The organism is Zeaxanthinibacter sp. PT1, assembly GCF_028464225.1.
In the GTDB taxonomy this organism is placed as follows: Bacteria; Bacteroidota; Bacteroidia; order Flavobacteriales; family Flavobacteriaceae; genus Zeaxanthinibacter.
Genome location: NZ_JAQPCN010000001.1, coordinates 1,443,029 through 1,461,497 on the forward strand (window position 1 = coordinate 1,443,029; position 18,469 = coordinate 1,461,497).

Below are 18,469 nucleotides of genomic sequence, written 5' to 3' on the forward strand. Positions count from 1 at the left end.
TTGATTAGTTTAAGTTGGCATCGAGCATAAGTGCCCATTGGGAGTACGCCTTGTTTAATATTTCTTGCTGCGGCTTAACGGGTTCATAGGTGTGAATGTGGGTGGGAGCGAACTTGTCTTTCTTAAAAACATCCCAATCCTTTTGATGCACCACACAGGCACGTGCAGCTCCTACAGCCCCGGTGGTATCATAGAGATGTATCTCTTTTTGTAACAAGCTGGCCAGGGTAGTGGAGAATATAGTAGATCGGAACAAATTGTCATTCCCGGTTCTTAATAAGTTGGCATCTGCACCTTCGGCTTGCAGTAATTTCATCCCATAAGCAAAGGCAAATGCAATTCCCTCCAGGGTGGCCCTGCAGAGATGACGTTGATCGTGCCTGTTAAGATCGATATTGGACAGGGAAGTTCCCGGGTTGCGATTCTGAAGCATGCGCTCCGCACCGTTACCAAAAGGGAGTACGATAAGTCCTTCAGATCCTGCCGGTACCTGCCCTGCCCATTCGTCCATTTGCTTATAAGAGGAGGCGTTCAGAATATTCTTCAGCCATCGGTATTGTATTCCCGTGCCGTTAATGCAAAGTAGTTTCCCAATCCTGTTCTTTATCGCAGTATGGTTAACATGGGCAAAACTGTTGATGCCGGAATTCAATAGGGCTTCGCACTTATCGGTAACTCCATAAAGTACACCGGAGGTGCCGCCGGTACAGGCTATTTCACCTGGCTCCAATACATCCAGACTCAGAGCATTATTGGGTTGGTCCCCCGCCCTGTATAATATTGGAGTGCCCGCGGCCAATCCGGTATTCAGGGAGGCGTTGGCTGAGACTGTGCCTTGTAGGGAGAAGGTGGGAAGAATATCCGGAATATGTACTGTACTGAGTTCGTATTCTTCTAACAAGCGTTCTGCAGGTTCATTTTCTTTAAAGTCCCAGGCAACTGCTTCAGAGAGCCCGGGGACGGTGGTTGTGATTTCTCCGCTTAACCGGAAGGCTACATAATCTCCCGGTAACATCCATTTGTAGAGCTGGTCATATAGACCGGGTTCATGTTCCTTAACCCAGCGTAACCGGGAAAGGGTGAAGTTGCCCGGACTGTTCAGCAGGTGAGTTTGGCAATAGGATTCGCCAAGGGTTTTCAAGGCATTGTCTCCTATATCGACAGCACGACTGTCGCACCAGATGATAGCGGGCCTGAGGACGGCTCCAGCTCTATCTACCAAGACGAGCCCGTGCATTTGATACGCTATACCGATCCCGATGATCTGTTCGGGCCTGAGGGTGCTTTCCTTCAGCAGGATCTTGGTTGCATTACATACATATTGGTACCACTGTTCAGGATCCTGTTCTGCCCATCCTTTCTCTGGAATCCGGATTAGCATTTCCACTGAAGGAACCTGCACCAAATTGATCTTCTCTCCTGTTTCGGCATGCACCAGCGCCGCTTTAATACTAGAGCTGCCGATGTCATACCCAATATAATAGTTCAATGATTGTGCTTTTAGTCGTATTAAGGTAACTAAAATCCAAGGAGCAGCCAATGCTTAATTCAGCGGGAGGTATAAAAAAACTCCGGGCGTGGACCCGGAGTTTTATAAACACTTAAATCAAATATTAGTAGCCTGGGTTCTGAACCAAATTAGGATTAGAAAGCAAGGCATTAACCGGGATCGGATACAGGTTTTTGGTTTCGTCGCCAACAGCTGCAGCATCTTTAAATTCCCAGTCCCTTGTGAATTGTCCGAAACGGATCATATCATTCCTTCTCCAGAATTCTTCATAAAGTTCTCGTCCTCTTTCCTCCAGGAGATCAGCTTCGCTGACAGATCCCAGTGGAGTAGCACCCCTGAGTACTCTTAACTCGTTCACTAATGCAGTTGCATCACCACTGGCTCCACGAAGAATCGCTTCGGCTTTCATCAGGTGAGCATCCGAGTAACGGAAAATAATCAGGTGAGGCGTAAATCCACCATGACGAGGATTGTACTTGATAACACGGATACCGGTGTTTTCACCGTTTCCAACTAACCCTGGCAGTGATTTAGTAAATGTAAGGTCACCCCCTGGGCGTGTTTTCAATTTAGAACCGTTATAGTCATACTGTTGTCCTAAAAGGAATCCATATCCTACGTTAGAGCCGTCGATAAACCCGTCATCGTTACCGTCAACACCGCCAACTACATTATCATCAATACCGTCATCATTGGTATCGACAAATACGGTACCACTCTGTGGTACGCCACCTCTACGCTCTTCCTGGGCTCCACCCTCAACATTAGTGTCAGATGGACCTTCGTACATATCGTAGAATTCAGCCAGGGTAGTAAACCCGTTCCAACCACCACCAGTGATTTCCGGGGCCATGTTGTAATGGAGTGTATTCCAGATACGGTTACCTACAGCTGCAGGTCTCCACCAGATAGTCTCAGAATCAGCAGTTTCCGTAAAGATGTCGAAAAAGCCTTCTTGTAAGTCAAATCCAGCACCATTTATCTCATCAACAAGGGAAACGACCTGGTTCATGTCTCCGGTGTCAGGTGATCCTCCCGTATAAACATGTTTGTTCAGTAACACCTTAGCTAACATATACTGAGCTGCAGCTTTACTGGCGCGTTGGGTCCCTTCCAGATTGTTGGCATTCACCACGGGTAGCCCAGCTATCGCTTCAGTAAGATCATTGATAACAAAATCTGCAGCTTCGGCCCTGGTAAGTACTTTAGGACTAATTTCTGGTCCTTCGTCCACTTCCCTGAAGGGAACCTGTCCGAATAGGTCCATTACTACCCACATACTGAATCCGCGGATGAATTTAGCATTGGCCACTTGTTCTGCTGTAGCGTTAGATCGGGAGTCGATTACTTCCGAGGCGCGAAATACATTCTGGTTAAACTGGTTCCATGTATTCAGGATGTACTGGTGTGACGGAGACCAGGTATGGGAATGTAAGGTTCTCCATATCCCGTTATCTCCCCAGTCTGTTCCCCTTGTAGGTACCAACAGTTCATCTGTGGATACCTCTGTAAGGGCAAAAAGGTTAGCCTGGTCGCCGAACTGGCCATTCATATCATTATAGAGCTGGTCTACCGAGCTCCCCGGGTCATTTACCCCGTCAAAACCACCTGTAGAAGTCTCGGGAAAGATTGAGTCGCTTTCCGAAATTTCGAGGTCTGTACATGAGAGGACAAATGCCGAAGACAAGGTCACCAACATAAGTTTCTTTAATTGTTCTCTTTTCATGATCATCAATTTTTTTGTTTAGAAAGTTGCGTTTAGTCCAAAAGTAACCGTTCTGGGCCTAGGGAAAGCAGTGTAGTCAATACCCGCTGTTGGAAGACCGTTCAACAGGTCTCCGGAACCGGGGTTAACACTAACTTCTGGATCCAAACCGCTGTAATCGGTAATGAGGAATAGGTTCTGCCCGGTTAATGAAAGCCTTAGGCTTTGGAACAGACCGTCTCCTGTTAGAGGCACGTTGTACGCAAGGGTTGCGTTCTGAAGCCTTACAAAATCTCCTTTTTCAAGGAAACGAGTAGATACTTCAGCCGCTGCATTTCCTGCTTCCCCACTGTCAAGTACATCATAGGTCACGTTACGTGCGTTATTGATAGCACCCGCGGTAAAGAAAGCATTTGCCGTGTTGTTATACACAGAGAATCCGAACTGACCTGCAAGGTAAGCTGAGAAATCCCAGTTGCCTACGGATACACTGGTAGATAGACCAGCAGTTACATCCGGTAAGGCATCCTCACCTACAAAGGTCTGAACGTCCCCGATAGGCTGACCATTGGAATCAAATCCTTGAAATTCTCTCAGGTAATATGAGAAAAGGGGATAACCACCGGCAAGAATCTGTGCGAAGGCCAGGGAAAGTCCCTGTCCACGGATAGTTCCTGCGGGGATCTGTCCTCCGAAATCCTGTAATTCATTATCGTTATAAGCGATGTTAAAGGAAGTGTTCCAGTTCACATCTACGGATTGGATGATATCGTAACTGATATCGAATTCAACCCCCTGGTTGATCACCATGGCATCCAGGTTCTGGAAGAACCTTGGCTGAGGTGATGGCTGAGCAGCCTCGATATTCAGCAATAGATCGGTAGTTTCTTTACGATATACGTTTATACTACCACTAAGCCTGTCATTCACAAAGCCGTAATCCAGACCGATGTTGTAATCCAGCGTTTCTTCCCACTTAAGGTCAGGGTTCGCGAAGGTTACCGGGGTAAGGCCGGGAGCATCTACGTTTCCGTTGTCCTGGATACCAAATCCTGCATAACGCTCACGACGAATAAATCCGCCATAACCAAGACCTTCCTGGTTACCGGTGATACCGGCACCTAATCTCAGTTTAAGTGTACTGAAGGTATCGCCCATGAAATCCTCTTCGCTGATCTTCCAGGCAAAAGCACCGGAAGGGAAGTATCCATACTGGTTGTTTCCACCAAACCTTGAAGAACCATCAGCCCTGATCGTGGCTGTAAAGAGGTACTTGTCTGCAATGGTATAGTTCACCCTGGCGAAGAACGACTGTAATTCGTCGGTTACATCAAAGGTATCAGCTGCCAATGATCGAACTCCCAGTGCTCCGGGAGGGGCTATCTGGTCAGAAGCAGGAGAAGGGAATAACCTGTTTACAAATATTTGTGAGCCTCTGGAATCAAACCCGAATTGCTGGTAAGACCCGTCAATATTATTCCTGATAAGGTCTACGGTTTTTACGAGGTCGTCGCCCATAACATTCAGGTCAGTACTTCCGAACCCAAATCCTTCCGTATTAAATCCGTTTCTTCCAAATTCCTGGTAAGAGTAACCTACCAATGCATCAATGTTGGAGTTAGAGAATTCTTTCTTAAAATTAAGCGTTCCTTCTAATAATTTGTTTTCCACATCGATGACGTTGTACGACCCACGACCATTTCCAAACACGGTACGGTCAAGGTTCCTTGCTTTTGCGGATGCTACCGCAACTGTAGTACCCTCAGACCTGTCATAACCGGTACTTACTTTCGCAGTCAATTCCGGTGTTAACTTGTATTCTGCTGAGAAATTCAACAGCGCACGGTCAGTAGTTGTAAGGTTCTGAGTATACCTTAACATGGTGGCCGGACTTAACTGTCCGCCGGAATTGAAATCCGGATTTGTCGGCCAAGTTGGATTTGCCGAGTAAGCAGCACCTAAAAGGTCACCACGGAATCCTGCACTACCACTTAAGGGCGCTGCCTGGTCGTTCACACGAGAACCAGTTGCCTGTAGGTTTAAGGTAAGGTTGTCATCGAGGAATCGCTGGATCACGTTAAGCCTTGCTGTAATACGTTCCAGGTCTGATTTTTCGATTACACCAAACTGTTTTCCGTATCCGAAAGTTGCCCGGACAGATCCACTGTTGTGAGTATTGGAATAAGAAAGGTTCTGGTTCTGTGAAGCTACCGTACGGGTAACAAAGTCTTGCCAATCCGTTCTTGCACCAAAGTTTTGTGCATTCCTGTCTCCCCCGAATTGCTCAACGGCATCAAGGAAATCATTTGGAGACAATAAGTTGTAGCGTTCTGCAGGTTTGGAGATACTAAGGCTGGAACTGAATTCGAACAGTCCACCTACTGCTCCCTTACCACTCTTGGTAGTTATGATCACAACCCCGTTAGCACCCCTGGAACCGTAAATAGCGGTTGCAGAAGCATCTTTAAGGACACTGATACTTTCAATATCTGCCGGGTTAAGGAAGTTAAGCGGGTTCCTGGAGGTCGAGGTTCCTACCCCGATGTTACCACCTGATGGAGATGTATCATCTCCGGCCAATGGCACTCCGTCTACCACGAAAAGTGGGTTGTTGTTAGATCTTACCGAGTTAGTTCCCCTGATTCGAAGCTGAACTCCGGCTCCCGGTTCACCACTGGTCTGGGTAATCTGTACCCCTGCGGTCTTACCTTGGATAAGTTCTTCAGGAGAAGCGATAACCCCTTTGTTAAAGTCTTCCGAGGTTACTGCTGCCACCGCACCGGTTGCATCTTTAACCGTGGTAGTACCGTAACCGATGATCACCACTTCGTCTAATGCCTCGGCATCTTCTTCCAGGGTAACATCAATGGTAGACCTCCCATTTACGGGAACTTCTTGTGTCTTGTAGCCAATATAGCTTACCACGAGGATAGCATTGGCATCTACGTTGTTCAAGGTATAATTACCATCGAAGTCCGTTTGTGTCCCCGTAGTAGTACCCTGAACCACCACACTGGCACCTGGTAACGGGCCACTGGCATCCGTTACAGTACCTGACACCTCTTGAGCCTCCATCAGGCCAAAGCTTAACAAAGCCCCGACCAAAAGAAAGCATTTTAGTAGTGTAATCTTCATAAATTGTTGATTTTGAGTTTAGTTAATTCATTCCTAGAGTTAAACTTATGTAAAAAAAGTGTTAAAAAGCTGTGTTTTTCGAATTGATAAAGCACGAAATCGGTTTCGTGTTAATAACTTTTAAAATTTATTAACCCCGCAAATATTCTCTGATATAATTGAGTATTTGGTTTTTTTGATGTGTGATTGTTTACGAGCTGCTATCAAATATAGCACTTTTTTGATTGCCTTAAGATTATCTTAATGGGCAAATCATTCGTCCATTTACTTTGATACTGTTAAAATTAGTATTTCTTTTAAGCTTGATATTTATACCTTTCAGCATCATATTCTAAATACTTCTCTTACCTGTGAAACGAAAAATTACACTTAAACACATTGCCAGGGAATTGGATGTTTCCATTTCTACCGTGTCCAAAGCGCTTAAGAATAGCGAAGAGATAAGCCGGGAAACCAAGGAGAAGATCCAGGCATTTGCTAAGCTTTATAATTATAAGCCTAACAATATCGCGATAAGCCTGAAGAATAAGAAAACTAAGAATATCGGGGTGATCATCCCCGATATTGTTCATCATTTTTTTACCACTGTTTTCCGGGGGATCGAGAAATATGCTAATGATAAAGGGTACAATGTGATCGTCTGTGTTTCCGATGAATCATTTGATAAGGAAGTGATCAATATGGAAATGCTGGCCAATGGGAGCATAGATGGTTTTATCATGGCACTCTCCGCCGAAACTCAGTTAAAGAACGACTTTAACCATCTTAAGCAAGTGACAGACCAGGGAATTCCCCTGGTATTGTTTGACAGGGTAACTGATGAGGTTAATTGTGATAAGGTAGTCATCGATGACCAGGCGGCTGCGCATATGGCAGTCAGTAAAATGATCGCGGATGGCAGGAAGCGTATTGCCTTGGTCACCACGGAGAATTACCTTAATGTCAGCAGTAAAAGAGAGGATGGGTATAAGCAAGCTTTGCAAGAGCACAACATCCCTGTCAGGGAAGAACTGATCTTACGCTTACCCTACCAATATGAGGATGAGAAATTAAGCGAAGTCTTCTTTGCCACCCAGGAAGTCGATGCTGTACTTTGTGTGAACGAGATCTTTGCCATAAGGACCATCCGCTTTCTACAGGATAACCAGTTGCAAGTACCGACAGATGTTTCCGTAATTGGCTTTACCGATGGCATACTTTCAAGACTTTCTAATCCTACCTTGAGTTCCGTAGCCCAGCACGGGGAAGAAATGGGAACTATTGCGGCCAAAATGCTGATCGATAAAGTGGAAAGTGATGTGGAAGAAGGGGATGAGCAATACCATACAGAAGTAGTCGAGGCTACGCTGATCGAGCGGGAATCCACCCGATCATCATAACCCAAATTGTAAATACTATCTGACCCTGAATTGGAATACTTGTGATGCAGCGGTGTTCCCTGCTAAGTCCTTAGTAATAACCCTCCAGTAATATATTTGTCCGCTATTGACGTTTACTGACGTTGAGGTTTCCGCAGTAGTTGCTATGTCCGCTGTAGGAGGGTTCATGGTATCCAATAATACCTGGTATTCAGCAATGTCATCATCGATGTCAGTCGTGGACCAAGAAAGCGTTACGCTTCCCGGGTCTACGGCCGAACCGGAAGAAGGGGAGATCACATCAGCAGGAAAAGGAGCATGATGCGCGGTAGCCTGCCCTGCATTGTAAAACTTCCAGACAGGGCTTTCTGCTGTCTCTGAGGAAGCGGTAGCTTTAGAGATCACTTTCCAGGAATAAGGTGTGCCGCGAAGAATGGCGATGTCTAATTCGGTCTCGGAAGTGTTTGCCGTCTGTTCGCTGCCTGTTTCCAGATTAGAGATGACCAGCTGGTAACTATCCGTGTTTTCGGAGGCGTTCCACTGGAATAAGACCCGGCTTTCCGTATCGGAGATAATACTTCCTTCCTGGCATTCTGTATTGTCTTCAGGGAATATTAGACTCGCTGCACCCGGAGGTACAACCGGCTCAGGTTTAGGTTCACTGCTATCCCCACCACTGCTGCAGGAAACGAGTAATACCGTGCAAATGCAATTGAAAAGCTTTTTCATATTTTGAGAAGTTTATGGAATTTTTGACCATCTTTTGTCGTAATGCCTACAAGGTAGGTCCCTTCGGCCAGGCCTGAGATATCCAGGGATATGGATGGAGACGCGGGCTGGACCGTGGTGCTTAGTTGAATCCTCCCACCCAGGTCGTAAACGTCTATCATCACTTTTTCTCCGACCAGGGATTCCTGCAGCTCCACGTTCAGTTGCTGGGCGCTCACCGGGTTAGGGTACAGGGGCGAACTACTCAGGTAAATGGTCTCGTCATAAACTCCTTGACAATCCTTATCGGTAGAAACGCTCAGTTCATTGGCTCCCCGGTCTAAGGGAAGTTCAAAATAGCTAGCTGTGGTGGTATATTGCCTGCCATTGAGGATGATCTCATAAGTGCTACCTCCTTTAAGCTGCAGGGAAACAAATTTACTGCTGTTATTTACCTTGGAACTAACCGATAGGTCTTCGGGTTCGGTGATCTCCAGTTGATAGCATTGTTCATAACCACTCTCTGCATCCACAGTTATGCAAAGGGTATATTGGGCGGCAGACAAAGCAGTAAATACGGTCTGTTCCGTAAATCCCTGTACAAGTGTCGATGGGCCTGTTAAAGTAGCGGTATAAGCCAGGGATTGCTGGGCATTGATCGTAATGCTCCCGTTATCACTGTTCCTGCAGGTTTCGCTGGCCGTCTCTATGGTAAAGTTCCCTGCAGGCAGGTTAAAGACTACGCAGCCATTTACATCTACCGAAGATCCTAAAGGAGTCCCGGGGCAGCTGTCAAAGCTATTTTCTACCCCGTCATGATCATCATCCGGGATGTTCTCATCCGGGAATAGTGCCGTAGGATTATTTCCGAAAATCCGGAATTCACCCGGTTGCAGGCTGATGGATTGATTACTATCCGTGACTATAAATTTACGGTTGCCATTTAAAAACTCGTACCAAACCCCTGTTTCCTGGAATTCCGGATTTATTTGCTTTTCCTGCACCCCGAAGTTTCCAATGATTGTCACATATTTAATCTCGTCAGCGGTGGCAGAATCAAGGGCCAGGTGGATTTTTTTCAGTCCGTCTGTACTCCCCAGGTCCAGCTCAAAATCAGAGGTTTCAAAAATCGGTTCATTGATCCTGAGTTCTATGAGGTCGGCCCAGGTATCATATATGGATTTACGTGCAGGATCGTCTGCGTATTCCCAACGGATGGGTTTATTGCCGACACGACCGTTAAAATCTATAGATACTTCATAACCCAGCTCTCCGAATTGCCAGATCATCTTAGGCCCCGGCACCGTAAAAAAGAAGGCCCCGGCAGTTTCCATGCGTTCAAGTGCTGTGGGCAGATCTTTAACGGAGTAATTAGCAGGCCCCGTATTCCCGAACTGCAGGTTCTTATACATCAGACGCTCCTCGTCATGGCTCTCCATATAAGAGATTGCAGATGGTCTTAGAAAACCTTTCTGGAGATGCGATACTCCTGAGAAGTCAGACTTACCGTTCTCGTGGTAGCCCAGGGTGGCTTCGTTATAAGGCTCCGTCTGTTTATTCCATAACAAGATACCTTTCCCTTCATCTTTCCGGTATTCTGCCCATTGGATCTCTTCCTGTATTCCTCCCAGGTGTTCAAAGATCACGTAGAAGTCAGGGTCAGAAGCCCATTGGGTATCTGCATAGCCCTGTAAAACATCTACACGGTCTTGTTGCAGGTTGTTGGTACAGTTCTGGTCTGATGCTGAACAGTTCTGGGTAAACCCTTTCGTAAGATCCCATCGCATCCCATCTAGCCTGAATTCTTCGATCCAGTATTCTACGGTCTGGTTCACGTAATCCCGGGTAGCCTGGCTCTGGTGGTTGAAATCATTGAACACGCTGTAGGAATGTGTCGCTGTTGGGTTAAAGAAGGGGTTATCCGTACTGGCCTGTCCACCGGTACCTCCGTTATCGGTATTCCACATTCGGTAGTAGGGATGTTGTCCCGAAGCGTGGTTATAGACTACGTCAATGATTACGGCCATACCCCTTGCGTGCGCTTCATCCACCAATTGCTTAAGGGCATCTGCAGTTCCGTAATACTTATCCAGTGCCATGTGAAAAGCGGGGTTATACCCCCAGCTTTCATTCCCGTCAAATTCATTTACCGGCATCAATTCGATGGCGTTGACACCTAACTCTTGTAAGTAATCCAACCTGGCCCTTACAGCATCAAAGCTATGCAGGGCATCAAAATCACGTATCAATAATTCATAGATGACCAGGTCTGTCTTTTTAGGTTTTTCAAAGTTAGTAACCTGCCAGTTGTAAGGAGTGTCCCCGGTCCGTAGTACGGTGATTGCATGGGATTGCCCGGTGGGGTATGCGGGTAAATCAGGATAGGTGGTTTGGTCGATAAATGCGTCGTTTCCGTACCCATCCAAAACGAGGGTAGAGTAGGGATCTGCGACATTGATATCGTATTCTACGAGGTATTGAAATAAATGGTTAAACTGGGGGGTAAGGCCTGAGAGTTCTAACCAGAATTGGTCTGTAGCAGGGTCTTTCTTCATCAGGTAATCGCTGTTGACCAGCCAGTTGTTAAAATCGCCGATTACATGTACAAATTCTTTCCCCGGGGCGTAGAACACCAGGGTAGCTTTGGTAGGATCGGCTTCATCCCGATTTATACCATTCTTCAATCCGGCAGGAAGTGCTTCTTCCGTAACCGTGGGTGCGATTGCTGCGGTAAATACTTCTTCCAGGTTCTCGGAGCCGTTGGTTGCCACTAGCCGGAAGTTGGTGGTCTGGTTCACCACCTGGCTGTACGAATAAGTGTCAGTAGCGGATGCCGTATGGATAAGTACATCATCTGCATACAGGCTCCAATCCGATACTTCGGAGGTCGTAGCCTCAATGGTAAAGTTATTGCCGGCTGTAACAATGGTTAAGTCTTTAGACGGGCTTGTCAGCCCCATCTGGTACCCACCCACATCATAAAGGTAGTCTGTTGTCTTATTGCTGCCATCTTTTGATTTAACGAGCAGCCCGATTTCGGTAATGCCGGTCGCTCCGTAGAAGGTCGTTGGGGTAAATACATAGGAGTAGGTTCCATCACCGTTATCCGTGAATTTTGCAGCCTCATCAGAATTAGACCAGCTACCATTCGAGGGAGCATCTGCTCCGTTAGAATCCGGATTGTACCAAGCCCAGAGATAAAGATCAGGAGTGCCCCATTCGGAAACCGGATCAAAATCTGAAACAGTAACCGTTATCTCTGTATTTTCTGAAAAGACCGGCGGGTCCAGAGTGATGGTCTGGGCTACCGTAGTCAGTAAACCGGACAAAAAGAGAATTAGAAAACCGTGTATTTTCATAGTTGAGTGTATTGAAACAAAAGGGCCGTTTAAAACGGCCCTTGAGCAATATAGGAATGAATTAAACACAATCTTGAGTTCTTGCGAACATCTTAATAAAGAGATATAACTTTATTAACAGTATCTACAGTTAGGATATAAGTGCCATCTGCACCGACGAAGGCAAAATTACTGTCTCCGTCTCCTGCGTTCTCAAAATTGGCATCTATAGTATATCCTTCACCTTCAAAATAGGGGAAATTTAAACCAGAACCCCAATCACCTTCTACGGTGAAGAACCTGAAATTATTTGCGTCGGCAGTACTTTGGAAGGTTACATTCGCAGAGTAAATACCGTTGCCAGAGCAGCTCACCTGAACAGGTGTATCCCAACTCCAGCCAGCATCAGGAGCACCTGCTCCTACAATCCATAGCTGGTCGTATTCACAACTCGGTGATCCTAAACTGATCACTTTGTTAACGGTATCTACTGTTAAGGTATAGGAGCCGGAAACACCAATAAAAGCAAAGTTACTATCACCGTCACCGGCATTTACAAAATTACTATCAATCGTATATCCTGCATCTGCGAAGTATGGGTAATTCTGGCCTGATCCCCAATCACCTTCCGTTGTAAAGAATCGGAAATTATTATCCGCTCCACCGTTATTTTGTAAGGTAACATTGGCAGAATAGGTCCCTTCACCTGTGCAACTAACTTGTACTGGCGAATCCCATCCCCAGCCCGCTGCAGGGGCACCAGCACCAACAATCCATAATTGGTCCAGGTCGCAATTTGGGTCACTTACAGGAGGAGCAAGAGTAATCGTCAGGTTTTTTGTGTCAATGGTCAGGTTATATGTGCCAGTAGTACCGACAAAGGCGAAATTACTGTCCCCATCCATGGCATTTTCAAAGTTATTGTCAATGGTGTAGCCAGCATCCGCAAAATAAGGGTAATTCTGACCAGATCCCCAGTCACCTTCTGTGGTGAAGAATCTGAAATTATTGGCATCTACAGTACTTTGGAAAGATACATTAGCAGAGTAAACCCCATCTCCTGTACAAGGTACTTGTACCGGGGTATCCCAACCCCAGCCGGCATCAGGTGCACCGGCACCAACAATCCACAGCTGATCAAGCTCACAATTGGCATTATTGCCTTCTGCTTGTTTTTCTACCATAGTAATTGTCATCGACATTAACTCGGAAACAGATTTAACCTCATTGGTAGCTCCATCGCTTCCTACAAAAGCCTTAACACGGAAGTAGACTGTTCCGGTATTATTGGGTTCTCCTTCCTCATTCGTAGTTGCAGGATCGGAATCAAGTCCTAAAGTTTCAGCAAGTTGAATCAGTGTATTGACAAGGATCGCGTGATTGGTTTCACTCAATGTTCCTGAATCGTAGTCCACAGTACTGAAATCAGCACTAACTGAACCTTCGACCGTATAGCTCACCGTTGTTGGAGCTCCAAAATCCGGTTTGTTCCAAACAAATCGCTCGGCAATGTTATTTTTCGTTTCGGCAGACAAAAGGTAGTTAGCTGATGCCGTATTCTCAAAGCTAATCGCTTCACTGGGTTCCTGTGCGGTAAAGATGAGATAATCCTCCTTGTCACAGGCAACCATACCGAAGGCCAATACAAAGACCCCCATGAATATTTTCAGATAATTGGTAAATGCTTTCATAATTGTTCAGTATTAGTATCCTTCGTTTTGAGTTAGATTGGTGTTGATAAGTAGTACGTTTTCAGGTAATGGGAAAACCTTGCGGAAACTCTCCACCGCTTTTCCATTCTGAGCCCCACCTTTAAAAGGCCAGAGATATGAGCCGGTTGTAAAAAGATTATAACGGATCAGGTCTGTCCGTCTCAGGCCTTCCCAGTGCAGTTCCCTGGAACGCTCTGCCAGTACAAATTCCGGGTCTATGTCAACTGAGGTAATAACCGGTGCACCGGCCCTTGCTCTAAGTTCGTTAACCAGGGAAGTGGCTTTAGAGATATCTCCACCGGCACCTCGGGCTACTGCTTCCGCATAGTTAAGGTAAACCTCTGCCAGCCTGATCAGTGGGAGATCTGTATCGACAAAATCTCCTGACTTATCACTTCCTTGTTCGCCATTCACATTTACATTCTTGAATTTACCAAGGGCATATCCATCCTCGAAAGTGTTAGCGATAGTTTCAATTTCATAATTCTGACCTTCTGTAAAGAATTGGGCTCTTGCATCGTTCCATGCCACCGGATGATTATTTCCATCCCTTTCTGTAACGGCGTAGTCAAACTGGTCTACAAAAGCCTTGGTGGTGCGGTATCCAAACCAACCCCCGTTAACGCCGAAGAGTACAGGATCCATATCCCCACCTAGAGGGGCATGGGTTAGGAAGGTTGTTCCTCCAAAAGTTTGCTGGTTGATCCCGTCAAAGGTGAGGACAAACAGGAACTCATTCTGAGCTCCATTTGTATCGTTATCCGCCAGGAACAATTCATCATAAGCTGATCCATTGCCGTTCCCGTCGTTGGTGTTGATACTGTAGCTACTGTTAATCACCTTATCTGCATTGGTGATCACATCTGCATAGCGGTTCTGTCCTACGAATTCTTCTGCATTCAGGTACAGTCTTGAGAGTAATGCCCAGGCGGCAGCCTGGTCTACCCGACCATATTCGTTAGCACCGGGTGCTTTTAGGTCGGCTTCAATAGCTTGTAACTCACTTTCTACAAAGGCAAAGATCTCATCCCTGTTGCTTTGCTCCGGAAGCTCCGTGGTAATCTCGGTCACCAAAGGCACATTTGCAAAAAGGTCCATCAGGTTATAATAAGCATAGGCCCTGATAAAACGCGCTTCGGCAATAAAAGAGGCTACCTCCGGGTCATCGGATAATACCTCTGCATTTGAAATAAAGGAGTTTGAGAAAGAAACTACCTGAGACAAGCGAAAATACATGGCTGTCGTAAAGTCGTTCCCTGCTCCCCAGCTCATCGCGTGCAGGTTAGGTAAACCCGGGTCTCCCCAGCCAACCACCGCGTGATCTGTGGTGAGTTCATTTAAGTTGAACAGCATCCTTGAGAATTGTGAGAATCCCTCATCAACCCCGCTAATGTCTGCTTGCCCTGCCGGACCTTGTTGACCGGTCAATGCAAGACCTGCATAAAGTTTAGCCAGGGCGCCTTTTGCCTCCTGGGAATTTTTATAAACGTCTACTTCCGTAAAAAGGTCCGGATCTATAGGCGTCTGGTCCAGATCGCTGGTACAGGCACTGATGCCGATAAGCAGCAAAAGGCCTCCCATTAATATTGTATACTTTTTCATGGCTATTTGTTAAAAGTTGATATCTAATCCGATGGTCAAGACCCTCGGCCTGGGATAAAAATTATTGTCGATTCCACCCGTGATTTCCGGGTCGAGCCCGTTGTAATTGGTCACTACCAGCAGGTTCTGACCAGATGCGTAGAAACGCAAAGGGTTGCCAAAAAATCCTTCCGTGAGGGTGTATCCTAAAGTTACATTATCGAGCCTGAAAAAGGAAGCATTCTCGATAAAGTAGTCGCTTAAAAGGTTGGTTTCGGTAAACTGCTGGAACTCGGTTCTCAGGTAATCTGCCGGGATATTCCTCAGGATATCATTAGAAAACACCCCGTTCAGTGCGGTTGTACTGGCTACGTTGTTGTAGTTGTAGTTCCCGATACTGGCACGAGATACGGCGGAGAAGTCCCAGTTCTTATAAGATAAGTTGGTGCTTAGCCCCATGAGAATATCCGCATAGGGATTCTTGTACAGGTAGCGATCCTCAGAGTTGATCTGCCCATCGTCATTCAGGTCTGCATAAGCACCTTCTATGGGCTTGCCATTCACATCGTAGATCTGCTTATAAACGAAATACGAAAAAGGAGCAGCTCCTACCTGGTGGCGTTGTACCGTGTTACCAACACCGCCTGATATCCCACCCACATCCTGAGTGTCTGGTAAACGAGTGATCTCGTTGTCGTTTACGGAGATATTGTAATTAATGCTCCATTCCAGGTCCTCGGTGCGCACAGGTACCAGGTTGAGTTCTACCTCAACACCCCGGTTCTCCATATCGCCGATATTAGCACTGATGGTATTTCCGAAGTTGGTAAATGGATCAACTACGGTTGTGGCAATCAGGTCTTCAGTCGTTTTGATATAGGCGTTCACAGAACCGGATACCCTGCTTTCTAGAACAGAGAAGTCGATTCCGGCGTTTAAGGTGTTACCTACTTCCCAACGGAGATCTTCGTTGATCGGTTCGGGTCTGAAAGTTCTGAAAAACGAATCCCCGAACTGGTACTGGGCACTTGGTGTACTGATTACGTACCTGGTCAGGAAATTGTAATCTCCTAATCCGTTAACATTACCAACCTCACCATAGCCAATACGAAGTTTTAATTGGTCAAAGGGACCATTGGCCAGGAAGCTTTCATTATGGATGTTCCAGGCTAATGCTGCAGATGGGAAATATCCCCATCGGTCATTAGGGTTTAATTTGGAGGAAGCATCCGCTCTTAAGGTAGCTGTAACCAGGTACCTGCCGTCAAAATCATAATTAAGTCGCCCGAAATATGAAAGTAATACGTTACGCGACTTGTCAATGAAAGTCTCGTCCAGGGATGCTTCATCATTTAGAGAACCATCGGCATTGAGGATGCGTTCCACGTTGTTGGAAAAATTATCAAACTCGAATCGCTGGTACGAATAACCTCCGGTTACGTCCAGGTTGTGCTTATCAAATTCTCTTTTATAATTAAGGTAGGCGTCAAACAGGTAGTTCTTGGCTTCCTGTGTGTATCGCTCAGTCCTGCCGTCATAACCGGTTGCCGATGTAGGAAAATTATTGGGGATGGTCTTTCCGCCTTCACTTTTAGAAAGGTCGTAACCTCCGTTTACTGTAGCAGTTAAACCGGTTACCCAATGTAACTCGTAATCGGCCTTTAAATTTCCGACAAAACGATCTACTGTAGCCTGGTCATCGATAAGATCCAGGATGGCCACCGGGTTAGTCGGCGCCAGGTTCAGCTGACTAGTTCCTGCAGCGTTCAGCCAGGAGTAATAGCCAAAGTCGGTACCATTATCATCGGTAAATGCGAAGAAAGGTGAATTCTGATCGTATACGGGTTTGGTAGGGTCAAATGAAACAGCTGATCCGATAGCCCCCCTGTCTGCAAAAGTGTTCTCGGTGCGTGCAACCCTTGCATTTACCTCAAATTTCAGGTGGTCATCAAGTAGTCGTGGAGTCAGGTTTACAGATGCGGTAAGACGATTAAAATTATCACCGCTAAGAATACCATCCTGGTCAGAATATCCCAAAGAGGCTCTAAGTGGAACTCCGAATGCAGCACCTACAGCGCTTAAGGAATGATCAGAACCGAATGCGGTCCTGTAAATCAGGTCCTGCCAATCAGTGGAGGCAGTACCCAGGCGGTCTATGAAATCCTGGTTACCGGTATCCCTGACCAGTTTCCTGAACTGGGAGGGATTCAGTACATCTACGGTATTTACCGGTTCGTACACTGAAGTATTACTTCTCAGGTTAAATGAGAATTCCCCGGCTTTACCTTTCTTGGTTGTGATCAGAACCACCCCATTGGCAGCCCTGGATCCATAGATCGATGTGGCCGAGGCATCTTTTAATACGCTGATCGCCTCAATATCATTTGGGTTGATCAGGTTTAGCGGGTTCCGACTTCCACCTACGCCGCCATCATTCAAGGGTACACCGTCCACGACGAAAAGGGGATTTGAATTCAGGTTAAGGGATCCAATACCCCTGACCAGGAAGTTAGAACCTTCACCCGGAGCACCCCCGCCGTTCACGATAGAAACACCGGCTATCTTCCCTTGTATTAATTGCTGTGGAGATGAAACTTGCCCTTTGTTAAAATCCTTAGACGTTACAAGGTTTACGGCTCCGGTAAGATCTTCTTTTCGGACAGACCCATAACCAATCACTACTACTTCGTCCAGCTGCTCCGTATCTTCCTGTAAAGTGACATCCAGGTTGGGGCCGGTTACTGTTACTTCTTTGGATTTGAATGCGATATAGGAGAATTGTAGAATATCCCCGGTACTGGCATTAATGGAATAATTTCCATCAAAATCTGTGGTGGTCCCGGTTGTTGTACCCTTAATAACGATACTAACTCCGGGCAGCGGTTCCCCCGAACTGCCATCGGTAACCGTACCACTGACATTCACCTGTGCCAGCATTAATGCAGGGACAAGGAATAACAGCAGTGACAGATACTGCTTGATGTTTTTCATAAAATTGAGTTTAGATTGCTTAATTTGAGCTTAGCGGGGCGTAAAATATGTAAAATTAATGTTAAATCTAGGCTTATTGCCCTATTGCATTCAACTCAAACGTTTTCGTGTTGATAAAATATATTTAGCTAAACCGGGGCGATTTTTATGAATACTACAAATATGATGGTCCGATTCAGGAAAATTTCGCAGATATGAAAATTTTAACATAATTTTTGATGTGCATCACCGGTGTTAAGGAAAAGTTAATTCCTGAAATCCTGTCTTTACACTGTCTACCGAAGTTGAAGCCCTAATTTCCCAACCCCTTATTCCGTTCAAAGAACTCCGGAATCAAATGTTCCTATTTGGACTGAAAACGTTTGCGAAGCCTGCAACAACAGAGGTTCAACGGACCGGGATCGCTTGTACTTAAAATTAATTTCTATTTT

9 protein-coding genes are annotated in these 18,469 nt (G+C 46.0%); 1 reads left to right on the forward strand and 8 read right to left on the reverse strand.

Annotation, left to right across the window (positions count from 1 at the left end):
* Positions 1–4: 4 nt before the first annotated feature.
* The 3 genes from PP178_RS06345 to PP178_RS06355 form a co-directional block, all read right to left on the reverse strand.
* On the reverse strand, positions 5–1,489 hold the full coding sequence (locus tag PP178_RS06345; protein WP_272593468.1) for a xylulokinase: 1,485 nt from the start codon (positions 1,487–1,489) through the stop codon (positions 5–7).
* Between the two features lie 124 nt (positions 1,490–1,613).
* The gene (locus PP178_RS06350) at positions 1,614–3,236 is read right to left on the reverse strand and encodes a RagB/SusD family nutrient uptake outer membrane protein (RefSeq protein WP_272593469.1); all 1,623 of its coding nucleotides are present in this window, start codon (positions 3,234–3,236) and stop codon (positions 1,614–1,616) included.
* 18 nt (positions 3,237–3,254) lie between these two features.
* Positions 3,255–6,350, reverse strand: coding sequence for a SusC/RagA family TonB-linked outer membrane protein (locus tag PP178_RS06355; protein ID WP_272593470.1), 3,096 nt, complete (start codon positions 6,348–6,350; stop codon positions 3,255–3,257).
* Between the two features lie 350 nt (positions 6,351–6,700).
* On the opposite strand from PP178_RS06355, the gene PP178_RS06360 reads away from it, so the two are divergent.
* On the forward strand, positions 6,701–7,729 hold the full coding sequence (locus tag PP178_RS06360; RefSeq protein WP_272593471.1) for a LacI family DNA-binding transcriptional regulator: 1,029 nt from the start codon (positions 6,701–6,703) through the stop codon (positions 7,727–7,729).
* Positions 7,730–7,744: 15 nt separating this feature from the next.
* Here PP178_RS06360 and PP178_RS06365 read toward each other — a convergent pair whose 3' ends face one another.
* The 5 genes from PP178_RS06365 to PP178_RS06385 all read right to left on the reverse strand — a co-directional run bounded on the left by PP178_RS06365 (position 7,745) and on the right by PP178_RS06385 (position 18,038).
* Positions 7,745–8,437, reverse strand: a complete 693-nt coding sequence (locus PP178_RS06365) for a hypothetical protein (RefSeq protein ID WP_272593472.1) — start codon at positions 8,435–8,437, stop codon at positions 7,745–7,747.
* Positions 8,434–11,775 carry an alpha-amylase family glycosyl hydrolase gene (locus PP178_RS06370; RefSeq protein ID WP_272593473.1) on the reverse strand — a complete coding sequence of 1,114 codons (3,342 nt, stop codon included), beginning with the start codon at positions 11,773–11,775 and terminating at the stop codon, positions 8,434–8,436. The genes PP178_RS06365 and PP178_RS06370 overlap by 4 nt, the downstream gene beginning before the upstream one ends.
* Before the next feature lie 92 nt (positions 11,776–11,867).
* A complete protein-coding gene (locus tag PP178_RS06375) occupies positions 11,868–13,445 on the reverse strand; it encodes a SusE domain-containing protein (RefSeq protein ID WP_272593474.1) in 1,578 nt (525 codons plus the stop codon).
* Between the two features lie 12 nt (positions 13,446–13,457).
* Complete coding sequence (locus tag PP178_RS06380) at positions 13,458–15,068, reverse strand: RagB/SusD family nutrient uptake outer membrane protein (protein WP_272593475.1); 1,611 nt, start codon at positions 15,066–15,068, stop codon at positions 13,458–13,460.
* A 9-nt stretch (positions 15,069–15,077) separates the two neighbouring features.
* Entirely contained in the window at positions 15,078–18,038 is a 2,961-nt protein-coding gene (locus tag PP178_RS06385; RefSeq protein ID WP_272593476.1) for a SusC/RagA family TonB-linked outer membrane protein, read from the reverse strand.
* Between the last annotated feature and the right edge of the window lie 431 nt (positions 18,039–18,469).

Excerpts from the sequence above, each read along its gene's own strand:
- PP178_RS06350 (WP_272593469.1), bottom strand. The coding sequence starts at position 3,236 with ATGAAAAGAGAACAATTAAAGAAACTTATGTTGGTGACCTTGTCTTCG.
- PP178_RS06355 (WP_272593470.1), bottom strand. The coding sequence starts at position 6,350 with ATGAAGATTACACTACTAAAATGCTTTCTTTTGGTCGGGGCTTTGTTA.
- PP178_RS06365 (WP_272593472.1), bottom strand. The coding sequence starts at position 8,437 with ATGAAAAAGCTTTTCAATTGCATTTGCACGGTATTACTCGTTTCCTGC.
- PP178_RS06370 (WP_272593473.1), bottom strand. The coding sequence starts at position 11,775 with ATGAAAATACACGGTTTTCTAATTCTCTTTTTGTCCGGTTTACTGACT.
- PP178_RS06375 (WP_272593474.1), bottom strand. The coding sequence starts at position 13,445 with ATGAAAGCATTTACCAATTATCTGAAAATATTCATGGGGGTCTTTGTA.
- PP178_RS06380 (WP_272593475.1), bottom strand. The coding sequence starts at position 15,068 with ATGAAAAAGTATACAATATTAATGGGAGGCCTTTTGCTGCTTATCGGC.
- PP178_RS06385 (WP_272593476.1), bottom strand. The coding sequence starts at position 18,038 with ATGAAAAACATCAAGCAGTATCTGTCACTGCTGTTATTCCTTGTCCCT.